The following is a 22,704-nucleotide window of genomic DNA, read 5'->3' on the forward strand; positions in this document are numbered from 1 at the left end:
GCCTGTGGATATTGAAGATTGGACGAGTTAGGTCTGATTCGGGGAGTTATCCACAGGGGTTTCGCGATTCTCCCCCACACGGGACCGTCGACGCATGACGACCAACCACGCGGTACCAAGCCCGTCCGACCAGCCGTCCAACGGCCCGTCCGGACCGTCCATCGAATCCCGGATCACCCTGCGCAGCCCGGCGGAACTGGCCGACGCGCTGCCCTACATGCTCGGCTTCCACCCGACCGACTCCCTCGTCATGGTCGCCGTCCACGGCGCGGGCGGGCGCTTCGGCGGTCGGCTGCGCGTCGGGATTCCCTCCGCTCCGACGGAATGGGAGGAAACCGCCCGACAGGTCGCCGAAACCCTGGTCCGGGGCAGCGAACGACGCGGTGGCAAGCCCGACGGCATCATCGTCTTCCTCTGCCAGGACCCGCGTGACGGAGAGAGCGGACAACGCGTGATGACCCGGTTGCGGCCCCTCGCCCAACGGCTCCGCTTGGCCTGCGGGACGCTGGACGTACCCGTCCTGGAGGCCCTGTGCCTCTCGGAAGGCCGCTACTGGTCCTACGTCTGCCCCGACGCGCGCTGCTGCCCGGCCGAGGGCAACCCGCTGGTCATGCCCGGTACCTCCGTGATGGCCGCCGCGGCCACCTTCGCCGGCCTCCAGGTCAGGGGCTCCCTGAAGGAGATCGAGGGAAGGCTGACCCCGTTGCGCGGAGCAGCCGTCAGGGAACAGGAGGCGGCTTTGGAACGAGCCGCTGTCGCCCTGGTGCCGAAGATCCTCGACGGAGCCACGCGCGAGGAGATCGGCGCCGACACCATCGCCCTGGCCCGAACCCTCATGCGGCGCATGACCTCGCCTCCGCCGCCGGCCGAGACGGGACCCGGTGGGGACGACTGGGACGACGCACTGCTGGGCCACGACGAGGCGGCAGCCGTGATCATCGGCCTGCAGGACCGCGAGATCCGCGACATCGCCGCCGAATGGATGGAAGGCGAGGAGGCAGGGCCCGCGCTGCGCCTGTGGCGCGCCCTGGCCCGGCGCTGTGTCGGGATCTACGCCGAGCACGCCGCGGCCCCGCTCACCCTCGCCGGATGGGTCTCCTGGTCCACCGGGGATGAACCGACCGCCCGCATCGCACTCGATCTGGCCCTGCGCGCGGACGCCGACTACCGCTTCGCCCAACTGCTCCACCACGCCTGCAACGAGGGCATCGACCCGGAGGGACTGCGGCAGTGCCTGCGGGAGGAACGGCGGCGCAGGGAGCCCCGTCGCAAGCGACCGGCCGGAGCCGGCCGCCCGCCCGGACGGCGCAGCAAGGCCGAGCGCCGGGAAGCCCGCCGCACCGAGAGGAGCGAACAGTGATCCGCTATCGGGGCCCTCTCCTGCGACGACTGCGCGACGCCCTCGGCCATCCACCCGACCCACACCGGGGACAGCGACCGCCGGGGCCCGTGACCCGGGCGGGGGTGAAAACGTTCAGCTGTGGGGTGGTGGGGGACCGGCCGCGCCGCCGCCCAGCGAAACCGACCGGAGCGCAGACAAGGCGACGCATGGCCCACCCCGTACCACCTGCCCGCAGGCCCGAACTGCCGCCCGTGCACGGAGCCGTCATCTGTCTCGCCGCGCCGTGCCTGGCCATCTCGCCCGAGCACGGCCAACTGACCGGGCGGGGTATCGACGGGGTGTACCGCGCAGGACTGCGGCTCCTCTCCCGCTGTGTGCTGCGCGTCGGCGGCCGGGACCCGGTGGCCGTGCAGGGGCGCAGCCTCGGCGCCGACCGGGCCGCCTTCACCGCCACGGTCCGCACCGGAGCAGAGGCCGGCCCCGACCCCGACATCGGCGTCGAACGCGTCCGGCACGCCGACGGCACCGAACGGATCACGCTGCGCAGCTACGCGAGCCGGCCCGTGCGCCTTCCGGTGGAGCTGACGCTCGGTACCGACCTGGCCGACCTGGCCGTGATCGCCGCGGGCCGCGCCGGGCCCGAGCTCCCCGCCGCCGTGCACGCGGCCGGGCTGCGCTGGAGCACCGGCGACACCCAGGCCGTCGTCACCGCCGAACCCGCTCCCGACGACGCGCTCGCCTCGACCGGGCTGCTGCGCTGGCAACTCGAACTGGGCCCCGGCGAGGCCCGCACCATCGAACTGCGGACCGGCCGGGACCGCACCACGCGGGCCTCGGCCGGCCAAGTGGCCAACCCCTTGGCCGATGCCCGGGCGGAGGGGGACGACCCCAGGGCCGAGGCATGGTTTCGGACGAGCGTGGAAGACCTGGGCGCGTTGCTGCTGAGGGACCCCGAGCAGCCGGGCGACGCCTTCGCGGCGGCGGGAGCGCCCTGGCGGCTCGGCCTGGCCCCGGCGGAGTCGCTGTGGGCGGCCCGGATGGCCTTGCCGCTCGGCACCGGGCTCGCCGCGGCGACCCTGCGGGTTCTCGCCCGCAGTCAGGTCGACGGGCGGGGACCGGGAGCGGGGATGATCCCGGGACCGCTGCGCGGGGCCGGACCACAGTTGCCGCCCGGATGTACCGGGACCGAGGCCACGCTCGCCTTCCCCGCGGTGCTCGCCGAGGCCCGGCTCTGGGGCCTGCCCGAGGACGAGGTGGCCCGGCTGCTGCCCGCTGCGGAGGCCTGCCTGGAATGGCTCCGCGAAGCGCTGGGGGAGGACGGATTCCTGGCCGACCCCGACCCGGGGCCACGACGCTGCGAGACCCAGACCCACGTGCACCGGGCCGCGCTGCTCGGCGCCGACCTCCTCGACGGGTGCGGGCGGCCCGGCGCCGAGGAATGGCGGGAGCGGGCCGCCCGACTGCGGCAGCGGTTCCGGGCGGAGTTCTGGATCGACGGCCCGGACGGCGGACGCCCCGCCGCGGCCCTGCATCCCGACGGCCGCCCCCTTCCTCGACTGACAGGCGCCGTCGCGCACCTGCTGGACACCGGACTGCTGAGCGGCGGCCGGACGGCCCCCGGCCTGCTGGACCGGACCCGTACCGAGCAACTGGCCAGGCTGCTCGGAGCGCCCGCGATGGACTCGGGATGGGGACTGCGGAGCATGTCGAGCCGAGAGCCCGGCCACAATCCGTTCGGGCACCGCTCGGGGGCGGTACGGGTCCACGAGAGCGCCATCGCGCTCTCCGGCCTGGCCCAGGCGGGCTTCGAGAAGGAGGCCGCCGGTCTGTTGCGGGGACTTCTCGACGCGGCCGAGACCTTCGGGTACCGGCTGCCCGAGATGTACGCCGCCGGGCAGCGCACCACGGGCAGCGCACCGCTCCCGCACCCCGCGGCCTGCCGTCCGGCCGCGGTGGCCGCCGTCGCCGGCGTCCACGCGTTGGTCGCCCTCGCGGGAATCCGCCCGGACGCCCCCGCCGGCACGGTCGCCCTGCACCCGCTCCCCGGCGCCCCGCTCGGCTCCCTGAGGCTCTCGGGGCTGCGCGTGTCGGAGCAACCGTTCGGCGTCAGGGTCAGCCGACTCGGCCTCGGGATGGTGGAGGAGGCCGCCGATGTGCTCCAACTGGGAGGCTGAGTCTCGGATCACTGTCGGCGGGATCACCAAAGCCCTGTTTATCGTCAGGCAGACGACTATGATCGCGGCATGTCGCCCTACGACCCGTCGGCCTTCCCGCCCTTCGCCGTCACCGTCGACCTGGTCGTGCTCACCGTGCAGCGTCACGCGCTCTGCGCGCTGGTCGTCCGACGGGGGGAGCAGCCGTTCCAAGGACGCTGGGCGCTGCCCGGCGGCTTCGTACGCGATGACGAGGACCTCGCCGGCGCCGCGGCCAGGGAACTCGCCGAGGAAACCGGGCTCTGCGCGCACGACCCGGCCGTTCCGGACGTGGACAACGGGGCACACCTCGAACAACTCGCCACGTACGGAGATCCGAAACGCGATCCGCGGATGCGGGTGGTCAGCGTGGCTCACCTGGTGCTGGCTCCGGATCTGCCCGCGCCTCGGGCGGGCGGCGACGCGAACAGCGCCCGCTGGGCCCCCGTCGACGAACTCCTCGCGGCGGGTGGGACGGCCCCCGCCGGACTCGCCTTCGATCACGAGCGCATCCTCGCCGACGGAGTCGAGCGGGCGCGATCCAAGATCGAATACTCCTCGCTGGCCACCGCCTTCTGCCCTCCCGAGTTCACCGTCGGTGAGCTGCGAAGGGTGTACGAGGCGGTGTGGGGCGTGGCGCTCGACCCGCGCAACTTCCACCGGAAGGTCACCGGGACCCCCGGGTTCCTGGTGCCGGCGGGAGGGACCACGACCCGTCAGGGAGGTCGACCCGCCCAGCTCTTCCGAGCGGGCGGAGCGACCCTGCTCAACCCGCCCATGTTGCGCCCGGAGGTCTGACGTCCGACGGCCCCGGCGAGCGGCCCCCGCCTCGGCCGGGACCCGGGGGCGGAGGCCGTCGCGGGCCACGCCGCCGACACCGACGCGCCTGAGGGCCGCATGCGTTGAAAATCGGACATATCGCGCTATCTTGCTTGCGGTACTCATGCTGCCGCAGAGCGGTCTCACACCCCGCGAGAGAAGCGATGCTCCAGGCCATCGGACTCACCAGTACACCCCGTCGAGAACTCCCGCCCCTGGTGGACGACCTCACCTTCGAGGCCCGCCCCGGGTGCGTGACCGCCCTGCTCGGTGATTCGGGCTCGGGCAAGACCACCGCGCTGCGACTCATGCTCGAACTCGAACCGGGCCGCGGCATCACCTACTTCCGCGGCCGTCCGCTGCACCGGATCGCGCACCCCGGTCGTGAGGTCGGCGTGCTGCTCGGCGACGTCCCCGGCAATCCGGCGCGAACGGTCCTCAACCAGTTGCGGATGCTGTGCGCCGCCTACGGGGTTCCGGCGTCGCGAGCGGACACCATGCTGGAGGTCGTCGGCATCGGCGGTCTGCGCGACCAGCGGCTCGGCTCGCTCTCGCTCGGCATGGAGCGTCGCGTCGCACTCGCGGCGGCGCTGCTGGCGGACCCCTGCACCCTGCTCCTCGACGAGCCCGCCGCAGGTCTCTCACCACGCGAACGCGACTGGGTGTACGAGCTGTTGCGCGGGCACGCCGCTCTCGGCGGTGTGGTTCTCTTCACCACCGACGACGCCAAGGAAGCCGCCCGCAACGCCGACCGTGTCGTCTCCATCAGGGCCGGCCGGCTCGTCGCGGACCAGGAGGCGGCGGAGTTCGCACGCACCCGACTGCGTCCCCGCGTCGCCGTGCGCACCCCGCACGCGGCCCGGCTCGCGGACGTCCTGGGCCGGGAGGCCCGGGCGGCCCGACGGGCGGTGGAGATCGTCGCGGAGAGCGGCAGTCGCCTGTCGGTCTACGGCAGCAACTGCGCGGAGGTGGGAGAGGCGGCCTTCAGGCACGGGGTGCTGGTCCACCAACTCGCGGACGAGATCGGAGACGCCGGAACGCCGGTCCCGCCCGTCCCGCAGGCCCGCTCGGAGGCCCGTACGGCCGCCCACGCCACGGCCGTGGCCGCCGCCCACGCCGAGGCGGGCGGCGCGGCCGAGGCGGGCTCCACCGCCGGCCCCGGGGTCGAACCCGGTTCGCAGGTCGAACCGGCGGCGCCGGGTCTCGGTGCCGGAGCGGGCCCGGAGCCGGGGACGGGGCCCGGAGCGGGGTCGGGGTTCGCCCCGTTCCCCGCCGCCGGCGAGGACGGGTCGGGCCGGCCCCCGCGGGTCGACTCCGGACGATCGGCCCGCGCCGTGCGTCGGGTGGGCGGCCCCCTGCGCCCCCTGCGCTACGAACTGCTGCGAACCTTCGGCACCGCGACCCCGCTCCTGACCTCGGCCGCGGTCGTCGTCGTCTCCGTCGCGATCACGCTCGTCCTCGCCCGCGTCGGACACACCCCGCAGAACCGGCTGCTCGCCGCCTGGCCGCAGTCCTTGCCGCTGCCGCCCGCCGCGCTCGGCGCCGGGCTGCTCGGCGCCCTGGCCTTCGGTGAGGAGTACCGCTACCCCGCCCTGTCGGCGGACCGCGGCACGGTTCCGCGCCGGATGGGTCTGCTCGCCGCCAAGCTCGGGGTCTGCGCCGTACTCGCCCTGCTGCTCGGTGCCCTGGCCGTCACCGCGGATGCCGCGGCCCTCGGACTGGTCTTCGACTCCGGCCCGCTCGACCGGCCGGCGGAGTGGATCGCGCCGGCCGCGAGTTGGGCAGGACTGCTCATCGGCTGCGCCTGGGCCGGAGTGTTGGCCGCCGGTGTCTTCCGATCCGCGGCGGCCGGTCTGGCGGCCGTGCTCGTGGTGCCGGTGATGGTCGTACCGCTGGTGCGCAAGTCGCTGCACGGGCCGTCCGCCTACCCGACGGACGGGCTCGCCTCCAGGTTGCGCGAGTTGTCCTGGGCCCAGTGGCCCCCGGAGGCGGACCGCCTGGTGCTGGGCGCCCTGCGGGTGATGGCCCAACCCGTCGGCACGGCACTGGTGTTGTCGTTGATGGTCCTGTTGTGCGCCTATGGGTTCACAGGACTGCGCAGCCGGGTCCGCTGGTGAATGGCTGCGGATGATCGTTTCGGATCGAGGTGATGGTCAACGTGGCCGTTCCGTTCCGCATCAACCCGCCGGGACCACAACTCCCCGCAAAAGGCCCGGTTCTTTACGATAAGTCGTCAATTGCGTAGGTGGCACCGATCACCCTTTCGTGTGCTTTTCACCAAAGACCTCAAGGGTGATGGAAGCACGACCGACAAAGGATTCGTGAGTACCCTTGCGCACACCATGATGACCGCCGCCCGCCACGCCGACTCCGGCCTCGCCGGCTCGGGCGACCTCGACCGCTACCCCTACGCGGAGACCCAGGGGGCCGACCGGGTCGGACCGCCCCACTGGGACGGCGCCGACATCGAGTTGAGCCGCGTGGGCCGCCGGGCCACCGGAAGTCGCGGCCGCGGACTGCACGGCCAACTCGTCCAGCAGCTCGGCCAGATGATCGTTTCAGGCGACCTCGGCGCGGACCGCCCCCTGGTCCCCGAGGAGATCGGCCAGCGCTTCGAGGTCTCCCGCACGGTCGTCCGCGAATCCCTGCGCGTTCTGGAGGCCAAGGGCCTCGTCAGCGCCCGCCCCAACGTCGGCACCCGGGTCCGCCCGGTCGCCGACTGGAACCTGCTCGACCCCGACATCATCGAATGGCGGGCCTTCGGCCCCCAGCGCGACGATCAGCGCCGCGAGCTCAACGAGCTCCGCTGGACCATCGAACCGCTGGCCGCGCGCCTCGCCGCCGGACACGGTCGCCCCGACATCCAGCAGCGCCTCGCCGACATGGTCGAGATCATGGGCCACGCCCTCGGGCAGGGTGACTCGATCACCTTCGCGCGTGCGGACAACGAGTTCCACGCGCTGCTGATCCAGGTCGCGGGCAACCGCATGCTGGAGCACCTGTCAGGCATCGTCTCCTCCGCCCTCCAGGTCTCCGGCAGCCCCGTCACCGCGTGCGACCGTCCCGGCGAAACCTGCGTCGCGCACCACGCGCGGATGGTCGAGGCCATCGCCGCCGGCGATGCCCTGGGTGCCGAGAACGCCATGCGTCAACTCCTGACGGTGCATCCGGAGGTCGAGCGTGTGGTTCCGGCCCCGCGCGAGCACTGACGGGCTCGACGCGCTCAGGCGCGGGGGTGCACCACATGTCGCCGGGCCCGGTTCGGGCCCGGCGACACCCGTGTGCGGGGTCGTTCGAAGCGCTTGAATCCGTGCGTATGACCGTATGCGCGGCAATGGCGGAAAAGTGGTGTGACTCGGGCCACGAAGATTGGGCGTAACGCTCCGCGACGTCACGCGATGACTTAGGTGGTGATGGCCGACGGAGGGAAGACAGCAGCCCTTGCGGGTGCTGTACAGCTCCCCGGCCCCTGCCCGCGCCCCCGGCCCATCCCCAGTCGGTGGTCGTCGGCTCCGGTCCAGCACCACCAGGCCCGGGGTCGGAAGCCGTTTCCATCGTTCCGAGAGGTTGTTCGTGTCGGCCAGCACATCCCGTACGCTCCCGTCGGAGATCGCCGATTCCGAGTCTGTGATGGCGCTCATCGAGCGGGGCAAGGCCGAGGGGCAGATCGCCGGCGATGACGTGCGTCGTGCCTTCGAGGCTGACCAGATTCCTGCGACCCAGTGGAAGAATGTTCTGCGCAGCCTCAACCAGATCCTCGAGGAAGAGGGTGTGACGCTGATGGTCAGTGCCGCGGAGTCGCCCAAGCGCACCACCCGAAAGAGCGTCGCAGCGAAGAGCCCGGCCAAGCGGACGGCCACCAAGACCGTCGCGACCAAGACGACCGTCGCCCGGACCGTCACCGACGCAGCCCCCGAGGCGGCGCCGGCCGAACCGGGCAGCGCGGACGCCCTCGCGGAGGAGCCCGGGGCCGAGCCCGCCGCCAAGAAGACCGCGGCGAAGAAGACGGCGGCGAAGAAGACCGCCCCTGCCAAGAAGACCGCCGCGAAGAAGACGGCGGCGAAGAAGACCGCTGCCAAGAAGGGCTCCGACGAGGCCGACGAGGAGTCGACCGAGGAGGGCCAGGGCGCGGTCAAGGCCGAGTCCGAATCCGAGGAGGAGGACGGCGGCGAGAGCAAGGGCTTCGTCATCTCGGACGACGAGGACGACGCGCCGGCCCAGCAGGTCGCCGTGGCGGGGGCCACCGCGGACCCGGTCAAGGACTACCTCAAGCAGATCGGAAAGGTTCCGCTCCTCAACGCCGAGCAGGAGGTCGAACTCGCCAAGCGCATCGAGGCGGGGCTGTTCGCCGAGGACAAGCTGGCGAACTCCGACAAGCTGGCGCCCAAGCTCAAGCGCGAGCTGGAGATCATCGCTGAGGACGGCCGCCGGGCCAAGAACCACCTGCTGGAGGCCAACCTCCGCCTCGTGGTCTCCCTCGCCAAGCGCTACACGGGCCGCGGCATGCTCTTCCTGGACCTGATCCAGGAAGGCAACCTGGGTCTGATCCGTGCCGTCGAGAAGTTCGACTACACCAAGGGCTACAAGTTCTCCACGTACGCCACCTGGTGGATCCGGCAGGCGATCACGCGCGCCATGGCCGACCAGGCCCGCACCATCCGCATCCCGGTGCACATGGTCGAAGTGATCAACAAGCTGGCCCGTGTCCAGCGGCAGATGCTCCAGGACCTGGGTCGCGAGCCCACCCCGGAGGAGCTGGCCAAGGAACTCGACATGACCCCCGAGAAGGTCATCGAGGTCCAGAAGTACGGGCGAGAGCCGATCTCCCTGCACACCCCGCTCGGCGAGGACGGGGACAGCGAGTTCGGTGACCTCATCGAGGACTCCGAGGCGGTCGTACCGGCCGACGCGGTGAGTTTCACACTCCTGCAGGAGCAGCTGCACTCGGTGCTCGACACCCTGAGCGAGCGCGAGGCGGGCGTGGTCTCGATGCGCTTCGGCCTGACGGACGGGCAGCCCAAGACCCTCGACGAGATCGGCAAGGTCTACGGGGTCACGCGCGAGCGCATCCGCCAGATCGAGTCGAAGACCATGTCGAAGCTGCGTCACCCGTCGCGTTCGCAGGTTCTGCGCGACTACCTCGACTGACGGGGCCGGCGCCGAGGGGCGTACGTCCGGTGGCCGCGCGGGTGCGCACGGCCACCGGGCATCCCACTCTGGGTGGAGTCATGAACACTCGGAGTCAGGAGGCCTCATGCGTCGTCCCTTTGCCCGTGCCCTGGCGGGCGCGCTGACCCTGGTGGCGGGAGCGGCAGCCGCGCCGCTGGCCCGGATGCCGCAGGCGGCCGCGGACAGCGTGGTGATCGGCGGGCAGCCGGTGAAGGTGGCGGACAGCCCCTGGGTCGTGGCCCTGGCCAGCCGTGACCGGTTCGGGGGTACCCGTGGCGGCCAGTTCTGCGGGGGCGTGATCGTCGCCCCGACGACCGTGGTGACGGCGGCCCACTGCCTGGGGCGTCAGGTGTTGGGCGGTCCGGTCGAATCCGTGCCGGACCTGCGTGTGATCGCGGGCCGTACGGAGCTCCGTGCGACGGACGGTCGGGAGATCGCGGTGCGGGCGGCGCGGGTGAACCCGGCGTACGACTCCGCGAGCAACGCGGGCGATCTCGCCGTTCTGGAACTCGCGGAGGCGGTGCCGGCGGATCAGGTGCTCCCCATGGCGGACAAGGGCCACCCGGCCTACGAGGCCGGCACCGAGGCGTCCGTGTACGGCTGGGGGGACACGAGCGGCTTCGGCGACTACGCCTATGGCCTGCGGGCCGCACGTGTGGAGATCCTCGCGGACCGAGTCTGCGAGGACGCGTACCCGGGGGACGTGGACGGTCAGTACCGCGCCGCCTCCATGGTGTGCGCGGGGGACAAGGGTGGCGGCAAGGACGCTTGTCAGGGGGACAGTGGCGGGCCGCTCGTGGCCCGGGGGCGGCTCATCGGGGTCGTGTCCTGGGGGCGCGGCTGCGGCAGGGCCGACAGCCCGGGCGTGTACACCCGGATCTCCCCGCTGATCGGCTTCGTGAGCGGCTCTGAGAGGGCCGCGCGGCCGGTCGGGGAGCTGGAGGCCCCGTAGGGAGCCCCCAGGGGCTCCTCGGGCCCTGTGTGGCCCGGCGAGGGGGCAGGGGGCTCGTCGTCGGGTCGCCCGGACGACGAGAGGGTGGAACGTGAACGCGGGGCGGACATGAGGACGGGCGGCACCCCTGGGTCACAGAGGTGTCGCCCGTCGACCGGCCTGGCCGGTCCTTGCTCGTCGGATGCGAGGTCTAGGCCTGTGTCAGCGGTCCTCGGTGTCGGCGGCATTCGCAGCCGGAGCGGACGTGAGCCGCTCGGTCTCATCCTGTATTTCCGCGGCGATCTTCTTGAGTTCCGGCTCGAACTTACGCCCGTGGTGGGCGCAGAAGAGCAGTTCACCGCCGCTCAGCAGGACGACGCGCAGATATGCCTGGGCGCCGCAACGGTCGCATCGGTCAGCGGCCGTCAGCGGGGTCGCGGGTGTCAGAACAGTAGTCACGTCGCCTCTTCTCTAGCTCGACGAGCTGTCGTACCAGGGTCAACATCCAACCAGGCCGAAAACGTTCCCGTTCGCGGCTTTCTTTCGAAACTTCCTTCCGAAGCTGGCCGGCTGTTGCCGGTTGGCGGCGAAGGAGCCGTATTGCGTTGCTTTACGGTTTCGCGTTGTCAGTCGTTCGCTTGTCGCAGTTCAGTCCCCCCGGCCTGAGTGCCGGTTGTTCATGAGGACGTGCCCGAACACTAAATGGTTCATGCCTGGAAGGGAACGTGATGTTTGCTTCACCCCCACGGGGGATCGAACACCCGTGCGGGCCTGCACTACGCTGTGGAAGCCACGAGGGTGGCGTTGCATCGGCTCTACCAGGCCTCGGTACCCTCTGACCGGCAACCGATGAACCCCTGAGCCCGACCGGGCCAGAAAAGAAATTCAGCGAGGAGCGAACTGCGTGACCGCCGACACGTCCGTGCCTTCCAGCGCGCTGCTGTCCGGAGCAGACCGGGACGGTTCCAACTACACCGCGCGGCACCTGCTCGTCCTCGAGGGCCTCGAGGCCGTCCGCAAGCGCCCCGGGATGTATATCGGGTCCACCGACAGTCGTGGCCTGATGCACTGCCTCTGGGAGATCATCGACAATTCCGTCGATGAGGCCCTGGGCGGCTACTGCGACCACATCGAGGTGATCCTCCACGAGGACTCCTCCGTCGAGGTCCGGGACAACGGCCGAGGCATCCCCGTGGACGTCGAGCCCAAGACCGGCCTGTCCGGCATCGAGGTCGTCATGACCAAGCTGCACGCCGGAGGCAAGTTCGGAGGCGGCTCGTACGCGGCCTCCGGCGGCCTGCACGGCGTCGGCGCCTCCGTGGTCAACGCCCTCTCCGCCCGTCTCGACGTCGAGGTCGACCGCAACAGCTCGACGCACGGCATCAGCTTCCGTCGCGGCGTCCCCGGGATGTTCACGGAGCAAGGGCCCGAAAGCCCCTTCGACCCCGCCAACGGGCTGCGCAAGGTCAAGCGGATCGCCAAGGGCAAGACCGGCACCCGGGTCCGCTACTGGGCAGACCGGCAGATCTTCCTCAAGGATGCCAAGCTCAACCTGGAGGGGCTCTACCAGCGGGCCCGCCAGACCGCCTTCCTGGTGCCCGGCCTGACCCTCGTGGTCCGCGACGAGCGGGGCATCGACGGCGCGGGCAAGACCGAGGAGGCCTTCCGCTTCGACGGGGGCATCAGCGAGTTCTGCGAGTACCTGGCCCAGGACAAGGCCGTCTGCGACGTGCTGCGCCTGACCGGGACGGGCACCTTCAAGGAGACCGTGCCGGTCCTGGACGACCGCGGCCACATGACCCCCACCGAGGTCACCCGCGAGCTGGGCGTGGACATCGCCCTGCGCTGGGGCACGGGGTACGAGACCAACGTCAAGTCGTTCGTGAACATCATCGCCACCCCCAAGGGCGGCACCCACGTGTCCGGCTTCGAGCGCTCGGTCGCCAAGACCGTGAACGAGGTGCTGCGCTCGGCGAAGCTGCTGCGCGTGGCCGAGGACGACGTGGTCAAGGACGACGCGATGGAGGGTATGACGGCCGTCGTCACCGTCCGCCTCGCCGAGCCGCAGTTCGAGGGCCAGACCAAGGAGGTGCTGGGCACCTCGGCGGCCACCCGGATCGTCGCCGCCGTGGTCGCGAAGGAACTCAAGGCGTTCCTGACCTCGACGAAGCGGGACGACAAGCAGCAGGCGCGCTCCGTGATGGAGAAGATCGTCGCGGCCGCCCGGACCCGGATCGCCGCACGTCAGCACAAGGAGGCGCAGCGCCGCAAGACGGCCCTGGAGTCCTCTTCGCTGCCGGCGAAGCTGGCCGACTGCCGCAGCGACGACGTGGACCGCAGCGAGCTGTTCATCGTCGAGGGGGACTCGGCGCTCGGCACGGCCAAGCTCGCCCGCAACTCCGAGTTCCAGGCGCTGCTGCCGATCCGCGGCAAGATCCTCAACGTCCAGAAGTCCTCGGTCTCGGACATGCTCAAGAACGCCGAGTGCGGCGCGATCATCCAGGTCATAGGAGCCGGCTCGGGCCGGACCTTCGACCTCGACGCCGCCCGGTACGGCAAGATCGTCCTGCTCGTCGACGCCGATGTGGACGGCGCGCACATCCGCTGCCTGCTGCTCACGCTCTTCCAGCGGTACATGCGGCCGATGGTCGAGGCGGGGCGGGTCTTCGCGGCCGTGCCGCCGCTGCACCGGATCGAACTCGTCCAGCCGAAGAAGGGCCAGGACAAGTACGTCTACACGTACTCGGACAACGAGCTGCGTCAGACGCTGCTGGAGTACCAGCGCAAGAACATCCGCTACAAGGACGCCATCCAGCGCTACAAGGGTCTCGGCGAGATGGACGCCGATCAGCTCGCGGAGACCACCATGGACCCCCGCTTCCGCACGCTGCGCCGGATCAACATCGGCGACCTCGACTCGGCCGAGTCGGTCTTCGATCTGCTCATGGGCAACGAGGTTGCTCCCCGCAAGGAGTTCATCACCAGCTCCGCCGCGACCCTGGACCGTTCGCGCATCGACGCCTGACCCGGCCGGCGTCCACCCGCTGAACGCCCTTACACACCAATGCTCTTCACTTCATCACCTGATGGAGTGAAGAGCACCGGTACATCAGTCCGGAAAACATCGATTCCACCCATCCTTGTCACCACGCGGCCAATGCGGCGGCGGACAAGGAGAGTTCGGTGGAGAAGCACGATGGTCGTGAAGCCGGAACGATCCGGCTCGACGACCCCTGGTACGACGCGTTGGCGGTCGGCTGGGGGGAGGGCGAGGTAGCGGAAACGGTCCCTCCGCGCCCGGTCGCCGGCGACCGGCCGGCATCCGGGGCCTCGGACATCTACCTGGAAGTGCAGCGAAGCGCCGCCTTCCAGGAGGTACGCAGCCGCTACCGGAGGTTCGTCGTACCCGCGACCGCCGGCTTCTTCCTCTGGTACGTCGCCTACGTGGTCGCGGCGACCGCGGCGCCGGGCATCATGGCCCGGCCGGTGGTGGGATCGATCAACGTCGCCCTGCTGGCGGGGCTGGGCCAGTTCCTGAGCACGTTCCTCCTCACCTGGGCATACGCGCGGCACGCGCGGCTGCGCCGTGACCGGGCCGCGCTCGACCTGCGCTGGACCGTCTTCGAGCAGGAGCGGGACCAGGAGCGCATCCGGACCTGGGAGGCGGGCCGGTGACCACCGAACACCAGACCCTCGCGCTGATCCTGTTCAGCGTCTTCATCGCGGTCACGCTGGGCATCACCACCTGGGTCAGCCGCAACCGGCACGGGTCGGCCGAGGAGTTCTACGCGGGTGGGCGGTTGTTCTCCCCGATGGAGAACGGATTCGCCATCGCGGGCGACTACATGTCCGCGGCCTCCTTCCTCGGCATCTCCGGACTGATCGCCCTCTTCGGCTACGACGGTCTGCTGTACTCGGTCGGCTTCCTCGTGGCCTGGCTGGTCGTGCTCTTCCTGATCGCCGAACTGGTCCGCAACTGCGGCCGGTTCACACTCGCCGACGTGGTCGCCGCCCGGATGAGCGAGCGGCCCGTCCGGATCGCGGCCGGGGCATCCTCCGTGGTGGTGTCCGTGCTCTACCTCGTGGCACAAATGGTCGGCGCGGGCAGCCTGGTGGGCCTGCTGCTGGGCAATTCGAGCGCCGGCGCACGGACGTTGACCGTGGTCGGCGTCGGGGCGTTGATGGTGGTCTACGTGTCCTTCGGGGGGATGCGGGCCACGACCTGGATCCAGATCGTGAAGGCCGTGCTGCTCATGGGCGGCGCCGTGACGCTGACGGTCATGGTGCTGCTGCGCTTCCACGGAAACTTCGACCAGTTGCTGGCCACCGCCGCCGAACGCAGCGGCCACGGGGCCAAGTTCCTGAACCCCGGGCTCAAGTACGGGGGTGACTGGGCCGCCCGCTTCGACTTCATGAGTCTCGGCCTCGCCCTGGTCCTGGGCACGGCCGGGCTGCCGCACATCCTGTCGCGCTTCTACACGGTGCCGACCGCGCGTGCGGCCCGGCGGTCGGTGGTCTGGGCGATCGGCCTGATCGGCGGCTTCTACCTGATGACCATCGTGCTCGGCTTCGGGGCGGCCGCCCTGCTCGGCCCCGAGCAGGTGCGGGCCTCCAACGCCTCGGGGAACACGGCGGTTCCGCTGTTGGCGGCGTTCCTGGGAGGTGGCGCCGAGAGCACCGGGGGCGCGGTCCTGTTCGCCTTCGTGGCGGCCATCGCCTTCGCGACGATCCTTGCCGTGGTCGCCGGGATCACCCTGGCGTCCTCGGCTTCCGTGGCGCACGACCTGTACGCCTCGCTCAAGCGTCGTCACGCCAAGCAGCGCAGCGAGGTCGCGGTGGCGCGGGTCGCCGCGGTGGGGATCGGCGCGGCGGCGATCGGCCTCGGACTGATCGCGCAGGACCTGAACGTGGCCTTCCTGGTGGGCTTGGCCTTCGCGGTGGCCGCCTCGGCGAACCTGCCGGTGCTGCTGTACTCGCTGTTCTGGAAGGAGTTCACCACCCGCGGGGCCGTCTGGTCCGTTTACGGGGGACTGGTGCCGGCGGTGCTGCTCGTGGTGCTGTCACCCGTGGTGTCCGGCAGTCCGGAGTCGCTCTTCCCGGGCGTGGACTTCCAGTACTTCCCGCTCCAGAACCCGGGGATCGTCTCGATCCCGCTGGGCTTCCTGGCGGGATGGCTCGGCACGGTCACCTCGACGGAGGCGCCGGACATCCGCAAGCACGCGGAGACGGAGGTTCGTTCGTTGACGGGCGCCGGGGCGGTGTGACCCACCCGGTCGGCCGTGACGGTCGCCCGGTTCAGTGCGCGGCGCCGGGATCGGAGCGGCGCCAGGCGTAACGGTGTTCCGGGCGGCCCGTCTCCCCGTAGCGCAGGGCGAGGGTGACGCGACCCGCGCGGTCCAGGAGCTTGAGGTAGCGCTGGGCCGTCTGACGGCTGATGCCGGCGCGATCGGCGATCTGCTGGGTGGAGAGCGGGCCCTCGGCGGTGCGCAGCACCTGGCGGACCAGGTCGGCGGTCGGCGGCGAGTGGCCCTTGGGCAGGTCGTTCGGGGTGCCGGCCGAGGCCAGGGCGCCGAAGATGCGGTCCACTTCGGCCTGTTCCGCCTCCCCTCCGGTCTCCAGGGTGCGCCGCAGGGCGCCGTACGCCTCCAGGCGGGCGCGCAGCCCGGCGAAGGCGAACGGCTTCACCATGTACTGGAGGGCGCCGAGACGCATGGCGGCCTGCACGGTGGCGAGGTCGCGGGCGGCCGTCACCATGATGACGTCGGTGTGGTGGCCCCGTTGGCGCAGCCGCCGGACCAGGTCGAGGCCGTTCTCGTCCGGGAGGTAGTGGTCCAGGAGGATCAGGTCCACGGAGTGGGTGTCCAGGAAGGCCAACGCCTCGGCTGCCGAGTGCGCTTGGGCGACCACCCGGAATCCGGGAACCTTCGCCACGTACGCCGCGTTGATCCGGGCAACACGCATGTCGTCGTCGACGACCAATACGTGTACCGGGGACTCGTTCATCGCAGGGCCTCCGGGAGCACGACGGAGAATTCCGCCCCTCCGTCCGCGCTCTCGCCGGCCCGGACGGTACCGCCCTGCCGCTCCGCGAGGCGGCGAACGAGTGCGAGGCCCAGTCCGCGTTCGCGGTGGGCCGTGGGCTGTTTCGTCGACCAGCCCTCGGTGAAGATCTCCTCGCGGCGCTCGGCGGGTACGCCGGGGCCACTGTCCCGGACCATGAGGATCGCCGTACGTCCCTCGGCGCGCAGCTCGACCTCGACCAGCGGGGCGGTCGAGCCGGCCGCCGCGTCGAGGGCGTTGTCCACCAGATTGCCCGTGATGGTCACGAGGCCGCCGGGATCCACCACCCGGTCGGGCAGCAGCGTGGAGGGGGCCAGGCGGAGCGGGACGCCACGCTCCGCGGCCACGGTCGTCTTGCCGACCAGGAGGGCCGCCAGCAGGGGGTCCCGGACCTTCTCGGTGACCTGCTCGGCGGTGCTGCGGTGCACCCCGACGACCTCGGTCACGAACTCCGCGGCCTCCTCGTACAAGTCGAGCTCCAGGAGACCGAGCAGGGTGTGGAGCCGGTTCGCGTGCTCGTGGTCCTGGGCGCGCAGGGCGTCGATCAGCCCGCGCGTGGAGTCCAGCTCGCGTCCGAGGTGTTCCAGTTCGGTGCGGTCGCGCAGCGTGGCGACGGCTCCGCCGTCGTCGGTGGGCATCCGGTTGGCGACCAGGACGCGGGGCCCCTGAACGGTGAGCAGGTCCCGGCCGTCGACCCGGCCCGCGAGGACGTCGGTGGTACGGCCGGCGCCGAGTACCTCGTCCAGCGCGCGTCCGGCGACGGTGCCCGATGCGGCGGGGTCGAGGCCCAGCAGCCGGGCGGCCTCGTCGTTGACCAGCCGGATCCGTCCGTGCCGGTCGAGGGCGATCACGCCCTCGCGGATGGAGTGCAGCATGGCCTCGCGCTCCGCGAGGAGGCCGGCGATATCGGAGAAGGCCAGGTCGCGGGTCTGTCGGTGGATGCGGCGGGAGAGCAGGTAGGCGGCGAGGGCGCCCGCGGCCAGGGCGCCGCCCGCGTAGGCCAGCAGGCCGGGGATGGCTCCCAGCAGTCGCTCGCGGACGCTGTCGTAGGCGATGCCGACGGAGACCGCGCCGACGATCTCCCCGTCGGCGGCCAGGAGCGGGACCTTGCCGCGGGCGGAGCGTCCCAGGGTGCCGTCGTCGATCTCCATGACCTCGCGGCCCGCCAGGGCGTCGCCGGGGTCGGTGGAGACGGGCAGGCCGATGCGTCTCGGGTCGGGGTGGGAGCGACGGATGCCCCGGAGGTCGACGACGACCACGTACTCGGCGCCGGTGGCGGTGCGGATCCGTTCGGCGGCGGACTGTACGGGGCCGTCCCCATCCGGACCCGAATCGAGGAGGTCGGCGGCCAGTGAGGGGTCGGCGGTGGCGCTCTGGGCGATGGCCAGGGCGCGCCGCATGGCCTGGTCGTCCAGTTGCGCACCGAGCGGCGCCAGGAAGAGGCCGGTGGCCAGGACCGCCACGCCGGCCGCGATGGCGAGCTGGGTCAGCAGGATCTGGGAGACGGCCCTTCTGGGCAGCCCGAGGCGCCGAGCGCTCATGTGGGGGAACCGCATGACCAGCAACCGTAGGTGGGCTTCGGCGTAAGCGGAATTCTCCCGGGAACGCAAATCCCTTGCGTGATTTGCGCCCAGCTTGCGCAAGTGATGAAGGCACCAAAGTGCGGTCAGAGGAGTAGACGACTCGGCAAACCTCTGCAACTCTCGCACGGCAGACCGCAAATTCCTGTCTCACCTGGTTCAGAAAACTCATGTCGAGGGACGAGGGCATATGAGAAGGCTCAACTGGAGATGGCGGGTCCTGGCCGCCCTCCTCAGCACCGCGCTGATGATGATCACCTGGCCCGCCCTGACCGCCGCGGCCGCCGGCGGTCCGAGCATCGCCGCGGGCAGGCCCGCGACCGCGAGCAGTACCAACGGCTCCTACATCGCCGCCAACGCCACCGACGGCAACCAGTCCACCTACTGGGAAAGCGCCGGCGGCACCTTTCCGCAGTGGGTGCAGACCGATCTGGGGGCCACCACCCGCGTCGACCAGGTGGTGCTCAAGCTGCCCGCCGCCTGGGAGAGCCGCAGCCAGACCCTGTCCGTCCAGGGCAGCGCCGACGGCACCGCCTTCGCCACCCTGGTGAACTCCGCCACGTACACCTTCGGCCAGGGCGGCGGGAACACGGTGACCATCACCCTCCCGGCCACTCAGACCCGCTTCGTCCGGATCGCCATCACGGCGAACTCCGGCCGGCCGGCCGCCCAGCTCTCCGAGCTGGAGGTGCGCGCCCCCGGCGAGTCCTCCGTCAACCTGGCGCTCGGGAAGACCCTGACCGCGAGCAGCAACACCCAGGTGTACGTGCCGGCCAACGCCAACGACGGGAACACGGCCAGCTACTGGGAGAGCGTCAACGACGCGATGCCCCAATGGATCAAGGCGGACCTCGGCGCTTCGGTACGCGTCGACCGTGTGGTGCTGCGCCTGCCCGAAAACTGGGGGGCACGCACCCAGACCCTGAAGATCCAGGGCAGCGTCAACGGCTCGGACTACACCGACCTGACCGCCTCCAAGGCGTACGAGTTCAACGCCGCGGGCGGCAACGCCGTCACCCTCGCCTTCGACGCCGCCACCACCCGCCACCTGCGCGTGTGGATATCCGCGAACTCCGTACAGCCCGGCGGGCAGCTCTCGGAGCTGGAGGTCTACGGTCCGCAGAGCGGTGACACCCAGGCTCCCACCGCACCCACCGAGCTCGCCTACACCGAGCGGGCCACCGGCCGGATCACGCTCACCTGGAAGGCCGCCACCGACAACGTGGCCGTCACCGGCTACGACGTCTACGCCGACAACCAGCTGCGCACGAGCGTCGCCGGCAACGTCACCACCTACACCGACACGCAGCCGACCGGCGCGAACGTCACCTACCACGTTCGAGCCAAGGACGCGGCCGGCAACCAGTCGCCGAACAGCAACGCGGTCACCCGCACCGGGGACACCGGGGACACCCAGGCCCCGACCTCCCCGGCCTCGCTGACGCTCACCGAGCCGGCCGCCGACCAGATCAGGCTGGCCTGGCAGTCCTCCACCGACAACGTGGCCGTCACCGGCTACGAGGTGTACGCGAACAACGTGCTGCGTACGACGGTCGCGGGCAACGTCACCACCTACACGGACACCCAGCCGGCGAGCGCCACCGTCAGCTACTTCGTCCGGGCCAAGGACGCCGCCGGCAACCGCTCGGGCGACAGCGACACCGTCACCCGCAACGGCAGCGGGGGAGGTGGTTCCAACCTGGCCGTGGGCAAGCCCATCACCGGCTCCTCCGTCATCCACACCTTCGTCGCGGAGAACGCCAACGACAACAGCACCAGCACCTACTGGGAGGGCGCGGCCGGGGCCTACCCCAGCACGCTGACGGTGAGGCTCGGCGCCAACGCCGACGTCGACCGCCTGGTCCTCAAGATCAACCCGGACGGTTCCTGGGGCACCCGCACCCAGAACATCCAGGTCCTCGGTCGTGAGCAGGGCGCCTCCGGGTTCACCGGCCTGGTCGCCGCGAAGGACTACACCTTCAACCCGGCGTCCGGCGGCAACACGGTCTCCATCCCGGTGGGTTCCCGTGTCGCCGACGTCCAGTTGCGCTTCACCTCCAACACCGGTTCCGGGAACGGCCAGATCGCGGAGTTCCAGGTCATCGGCGTGCCCGCGCCCAATCCCGACCTGGAGATCACCGGCCTGAGCGCCACCCCGGCCACGCCGGTGGAGTCGGACCCGGTGACCTTGACGGCCACCGTCAAGAACAGCGGGCCCGCTGCGGCCCCCGCCACCGCCGTCACCTTCCGGCTCGGCGGCACGAAGGTCGGTACGGCCTCCGTGCCCGCGCTCGCCGCCGGCGCGACGGCCGCCGTCGGCGCCGGGATCGGCGCACGGGACGCGGGGACGTATCCGCTCGGTGCGGTCGTCGACGAGGCGAACACGGTCATCGAGCAGAACGACACCAACAACACCTTCACCGGGACCCCGCTCGTGGTCCGCCCGGTGGACAGTTCCGACCTGGTGGCATCCGCCGTCACCTGGTCGCCGGCCTCACCGTCCGCCGGTCAGACGGTCGACTTCACCGTCACGGTCAAGAACCAGGGCACCGCCGCCGCGGCCTCCGGCGCGCACGGCGTCACCCTCACGCTGCTGGACGCGGGCGGCGCGACCGTCCGTACGCTGACGGGATCCTTCGGCGGATCCCTCGCGGCCGGTGCCTCCTCGGCGCCGATCGCACTGGGAAGTTGGCCGGCGGCGAACGGCAAGTACACGGTGAAGGTGGTCCTGGCCGACGACTCCAACGAGCTGCCGGTCAAGCGCGCCAACAACACCTCCACCAAGTCCTTCTTCGTCGGTCGCGGGGCGAACATGCCCTTCGACACCTACGAGGCCGAGGACGGCGCGGTCGGCGGCGGGGCGGGCGTCGTCGGGCCCAACCGGACCATCGGCGACATCGCGGGCGAGGCCTCGGGCCGCAAGGCCGTCAACCTCGACGCGACGGGGGAGTACGTCGAGTTCACCACCCGTGCGGCCACCAACACCCTGGTCACCCGTTTCTCGATCCCCGATGCCCCGGGCGGCGGCGGCATCGACTCCACGATCAACGTGTACGTCAACGGCACCCTCAAGAAGGCCCTGCCGCTGACCTCCAAGTACGCCTGGCTGTACGGCGCCGAGGCGTCCCCGGGGAACTCGCCGGGCTCCGGAGCCCCGCGCCACATCTACGACGAGGCGAACATCCTGCTGGGCGAGACCGTTCCGGCCGGCAGCAGGATCCGACTCCAGAAGGACGCGGCCAACACCAGCACGTACGCGATCGACTTCGTCAGCCTGGAGTTGGCCGCGACCATCGCCAACCCGGACCCTGCGACGTACACGGTCCCCGCCGGCTTCACCCACCAGGACGTGCAGAACGCCCTGGACAAGGTTCGGATGGACCCCACCGGCAAGCTCGTCGGCGTGTACCTGCCGCCGGGCGACTACCAGACGGCCTCCAAGTTCCAGGTGTACGGCAAGGCCGTGCAGGTCGTCGGCGCCGGACCGTGGTTCACCCGCTTCCAGGCCCCCTCGTCCCAGGACAACACCGACATCGGCTGGCGGGCGGAGGGCACGGCGAAGGGTTCGGCCTTCTCGGGCTTCGCCTACTTCGGCAACTACACCTCGCGCATCGACGGCCCGGGCAAGGTCTTCGACTTCGCGAACGTCTCCGACATCACCATCGACAACATCTGGAACGAGCACATGGTGTGCCTCTACTGGGGTGCCAACACCGACCGGATCACCATCAAGAACTCGCGGATCCGTGACATGTTCGCCGACGGCATCAACATGACCAACGGCAGCACCGACAACCTCGTGACCAACAACGAGGCGCGGGCCACGGGCGACGACAGCTTCGCGCTGTTCTCCGCGATCGACGCGGGTGGCGCGGACATGAAGAACAACGTCTACGAGAACCTGACCACGGTCCTGACCTGGCGGGCGGCCGGCGTCGCCGTCTACGGCGGCTTCAACAACACCTTCCGCAACATCCACATCGCGGACACGCTCGTCTACTCCGGAATCACCATCAGTTCCCTGGACTTCGGGTATCCGATGAACGGCTTCGGGACCGATCCGACGACCTTCGAGAACATTTCGATCGTCCGCTCCGGCGGCCACTTCTGGGGCGCGCAGACGTTCCCCGGGATCTGGGTCTTCTCGGCCTCGAAGGTGTTCCAGGGCATCAGGATCAACAACGTCGACATCGTCGATCCGACCTACAGCGGAATCATGTTCCAGACCCAGTACGTGGGAGGCCGACCGGTCAATCCGATCAAGGACACCATCCTCAAGGACATCACCATCACCGGGGCGAAGAAGAGCGGCGACGCATTCGACGCCAAGTCGGGCTTCGGGCTCTGGGCGAACGAGATGCCCGAGGCGGGCCAGGGGCCGGCGGTCGGCGAGGTCACGATCCGGAACCTGCGCATGAACGACAACGCCGTGGACGTGCGGAACACGACCTCCACGTTCAGGATCAACCAGCTGCCGTAGCGGGCGGCGCCGGGGTGGGCGGGGCGTTCCCTCGGGGGCGCCCCGCCCGTCCGGGCACGTGTACGGGGCCCGGGGCACGTGTACGGGGCCCGGATCGGCCCGGGCGCGATCGGAACGCGGGGTCGGGCCCG

14 protein-coding genes are annotated in these 22,704 nt (G+C 70.8%); 11 read left to right on the forward strand and 3 right to left on the reverse strand.

Annotated features, from left to right (window positions below):
* The first annotated feature begins 94 nt into the window (after positions 1–94).
* From ACQEVM_RS09245 to ACQEVM_RS09275, 7 genes are all read left to right on the forward strand, one after another.
* Complete coding sequence (locus tag ACQEVM_RS09245; protein ID WP_433076769.1) at positions 95–1,360, forward strand: DUF4192 domain-containing protein; 1,266 nt, start codon at positions 95–97, stop codon at positions 1,358–1,360.
* A 188-nt stretch (positions 1,361–1,548) separates the two neighbouring features.
* Complete coding sequence (locus ACQEVM_RS09250) at positions 1,549–3,516, forward strand: amylo-alpha-1,6-glucosidase (RefSeq protein WP_433076771.1); 1,968 nt, start codon at positions 1,549–1,551, stop codon at positions 3,514–3,516.
* A 69-nt stretch (positions 3,517–3,585) separates the two neighbouring features.
* Positions 3,586–4,332: an NUDIX hydrolase gene (locus ACQEVM_RS09255; protein WP_433076773.1), complete on the forward strand. Its 747-nt coding sequence runs from the start codon at positions 3,586–3,588 to the stop codon at positions 4,330–4,332.
* A 185-nt stretch (positions 4,333–4,517) separates the two neighbouring features.
* On the forward strand, positions 4,518–6,470 hold the full coding sequence (locus ACQEVM_RS09260; RefSeq protein ID WP_433076775.1) for an ATP-binding cassette domain-containing protein: 1,953 nt from the start codon (positions 4,518–4,520) through the stop codon (positions 6,468–6,470).
* A gap of 150 nt (positions 6,471–6,620) precedes the next feature.
* Positions 6,621–7,562: a FadR/GntR family transcriptional regulator gene (locus ACQEVM_RS09265; RefSeq protein ID WP_433076777.1), complete on the forward strand. Its 942-nt coding sequence runs from the start codon at positions 6,621–6,623 to the stop codon at positions 7,560–7,562.
* A 364-nt stretch (positions 7,563–7,926) separates the two neighbouring features.
* Positions 7,927–9,501 carry an RNA polymerase sigma factor gene (locus tag ACQEVM_RS09270; protein ID WP_433076779.1) on the forward strand — a complete coding sequence of 525 codons (1,575 nt, stop codon included), beginning with the start codon at positions 7,927–7,929 and terminating at the stop codon, positions 9,499–9,501.
* A 106-nt stretch (positions 9,502–9,607) separates the two neighbouring features.
* Positions 9,608–10,474, forward strand: a complete 867-nt coding sequence (locus ACQEVM_RS09275) for a serine protease (RefSeq protein ID WP_433076781.1) — start codon at positions 9,608–9,610, stop codon at positions 10,472–10,474.
* 201 nt (positions 10,475–10,675) lie between these two features.
* Here ACQEVM_RS09275 and ACQEVM_RS09280 read toward each other — a convergent pair whose 3' ends face one another.
* Positions 10,676–10,912 carry a DUF7455 domain-containing protein gene (locus ACQEVM_RS09280; RefSeq protein ID WP_030239625.1) on the reverse strand — a complete coding sequence of 79 codons (237 nt, stop codon included), beginning with the start codon at positions 10,910–10,912 and terminating at the stop codon, positions 10,676–10,678.
* Between the two features lie 445 nt (positions 10,913–11,357).
* Here ACQEVM_RS09280 and ACQEVM_RS09285 point away from each other — a divergent pair, with 445 nt between their 5' ends.
* The 3 genes from ACQEVM_RS09285 (at position 11,358) to ACQEVM_RS09295 (ending at position 15,717) form a co-directional block, all read left to right on the forward strand.
* On the forward strand, positions 11,358–13,478 hold the full coding sequence (locus ACQEVM_RS09285) for a DNA gyrase/topoisomerase IV subunit B (RefSeq protein ID WP_433076783.1): 2,121 nt from the start codon (positions 11,358–11,360) through the stop codon (positions 13,476–13,478).
* A gap of 158 nt (positions 13,479–13,636) precedes the next feature.
* Positions 13,637–14,128 (forward strand): DUF485 domain-containing protein, encoded by a 492-nt coding sequence (locus tag ACQEVM_RS09290; RefSeq protein WP_433076785.1) that lies wholly within the window; start codon positions 13,637–13,639, stop codon positions 14,126–14,128.
* Complete coding sequence (locus tag ACQEVM_RS09295; protein WP_433076787.1) at positions 14,125–15,717, forward strand: solute symporter family protein; 1,593 nt, start codon at positions 14,125–14,127, stop codon at positions 15,715–15,717. The genes ACQEVM_RS09290 and ACQEVM_RS09295 overlap by 4 nt, the downstream gene beginning before the upstream one ends.
* A gap of 31 nt (positions 15,718–15,748) precedes the next feature.
* Here ACQEVM_RS09295 and ACQEVM_RS09300 read toward each other — a convergent pair whose 3' ends face one another.
* Positions 15,749–16,456, reverse strand: coding sequence for a DUF7342 family protein (locus ACQEVM_RS09300; RefSeq protein WP_433076789.1), 708 nt, complete (start codon positions 16,454–16,456; stop codon positions 15,749–15,751).
* Positions 16,453–18,054 carry an ATP-binding protein gene (locus ACQEVM_RS09305; protein WP_433076791.1) on the reverse strand — a complete coding sequence of 534 codons (1,602 nt, stop codon included), beginning with the start codon at positions 18,052–18,054 and terminating at the stop codon, positions 16,453–16,455. The genes ACQEVM_RS09300 and ACQEVM_RS09305 overlap by 4 nt, the downstream gene beginning before the upstream one ends.
* 229 nt (positions 18,055–18,283) lie before the next feature.
* On the opposite strand from ACQEVM_RS09305, the gene ACQEVM_RS09310 reads away from it, so the two are divergent.
* Positions 18,284–22,573, forward strand: coding sequence for a discoidin domain-containing protein (locus ACQEVM_RS09310; RefSeq protein WP_433076793.1), 4,290 nt, complete (start codon positions 18,284–18,286; stop codon positions 22,571–22,573).
* The last annotated feature ends 131 nt before the right edge of the window (positions 22,574–22,704 follow it).

This window comes from Streptomyces sp. CA-243310 (assembly GCF_050936775.1).
Taxonomy (GTDB): Bacteria; Actinomycetota; Actinomycetes; order Streptomycetales; family Streptomycetaceae; genus Streptomyces.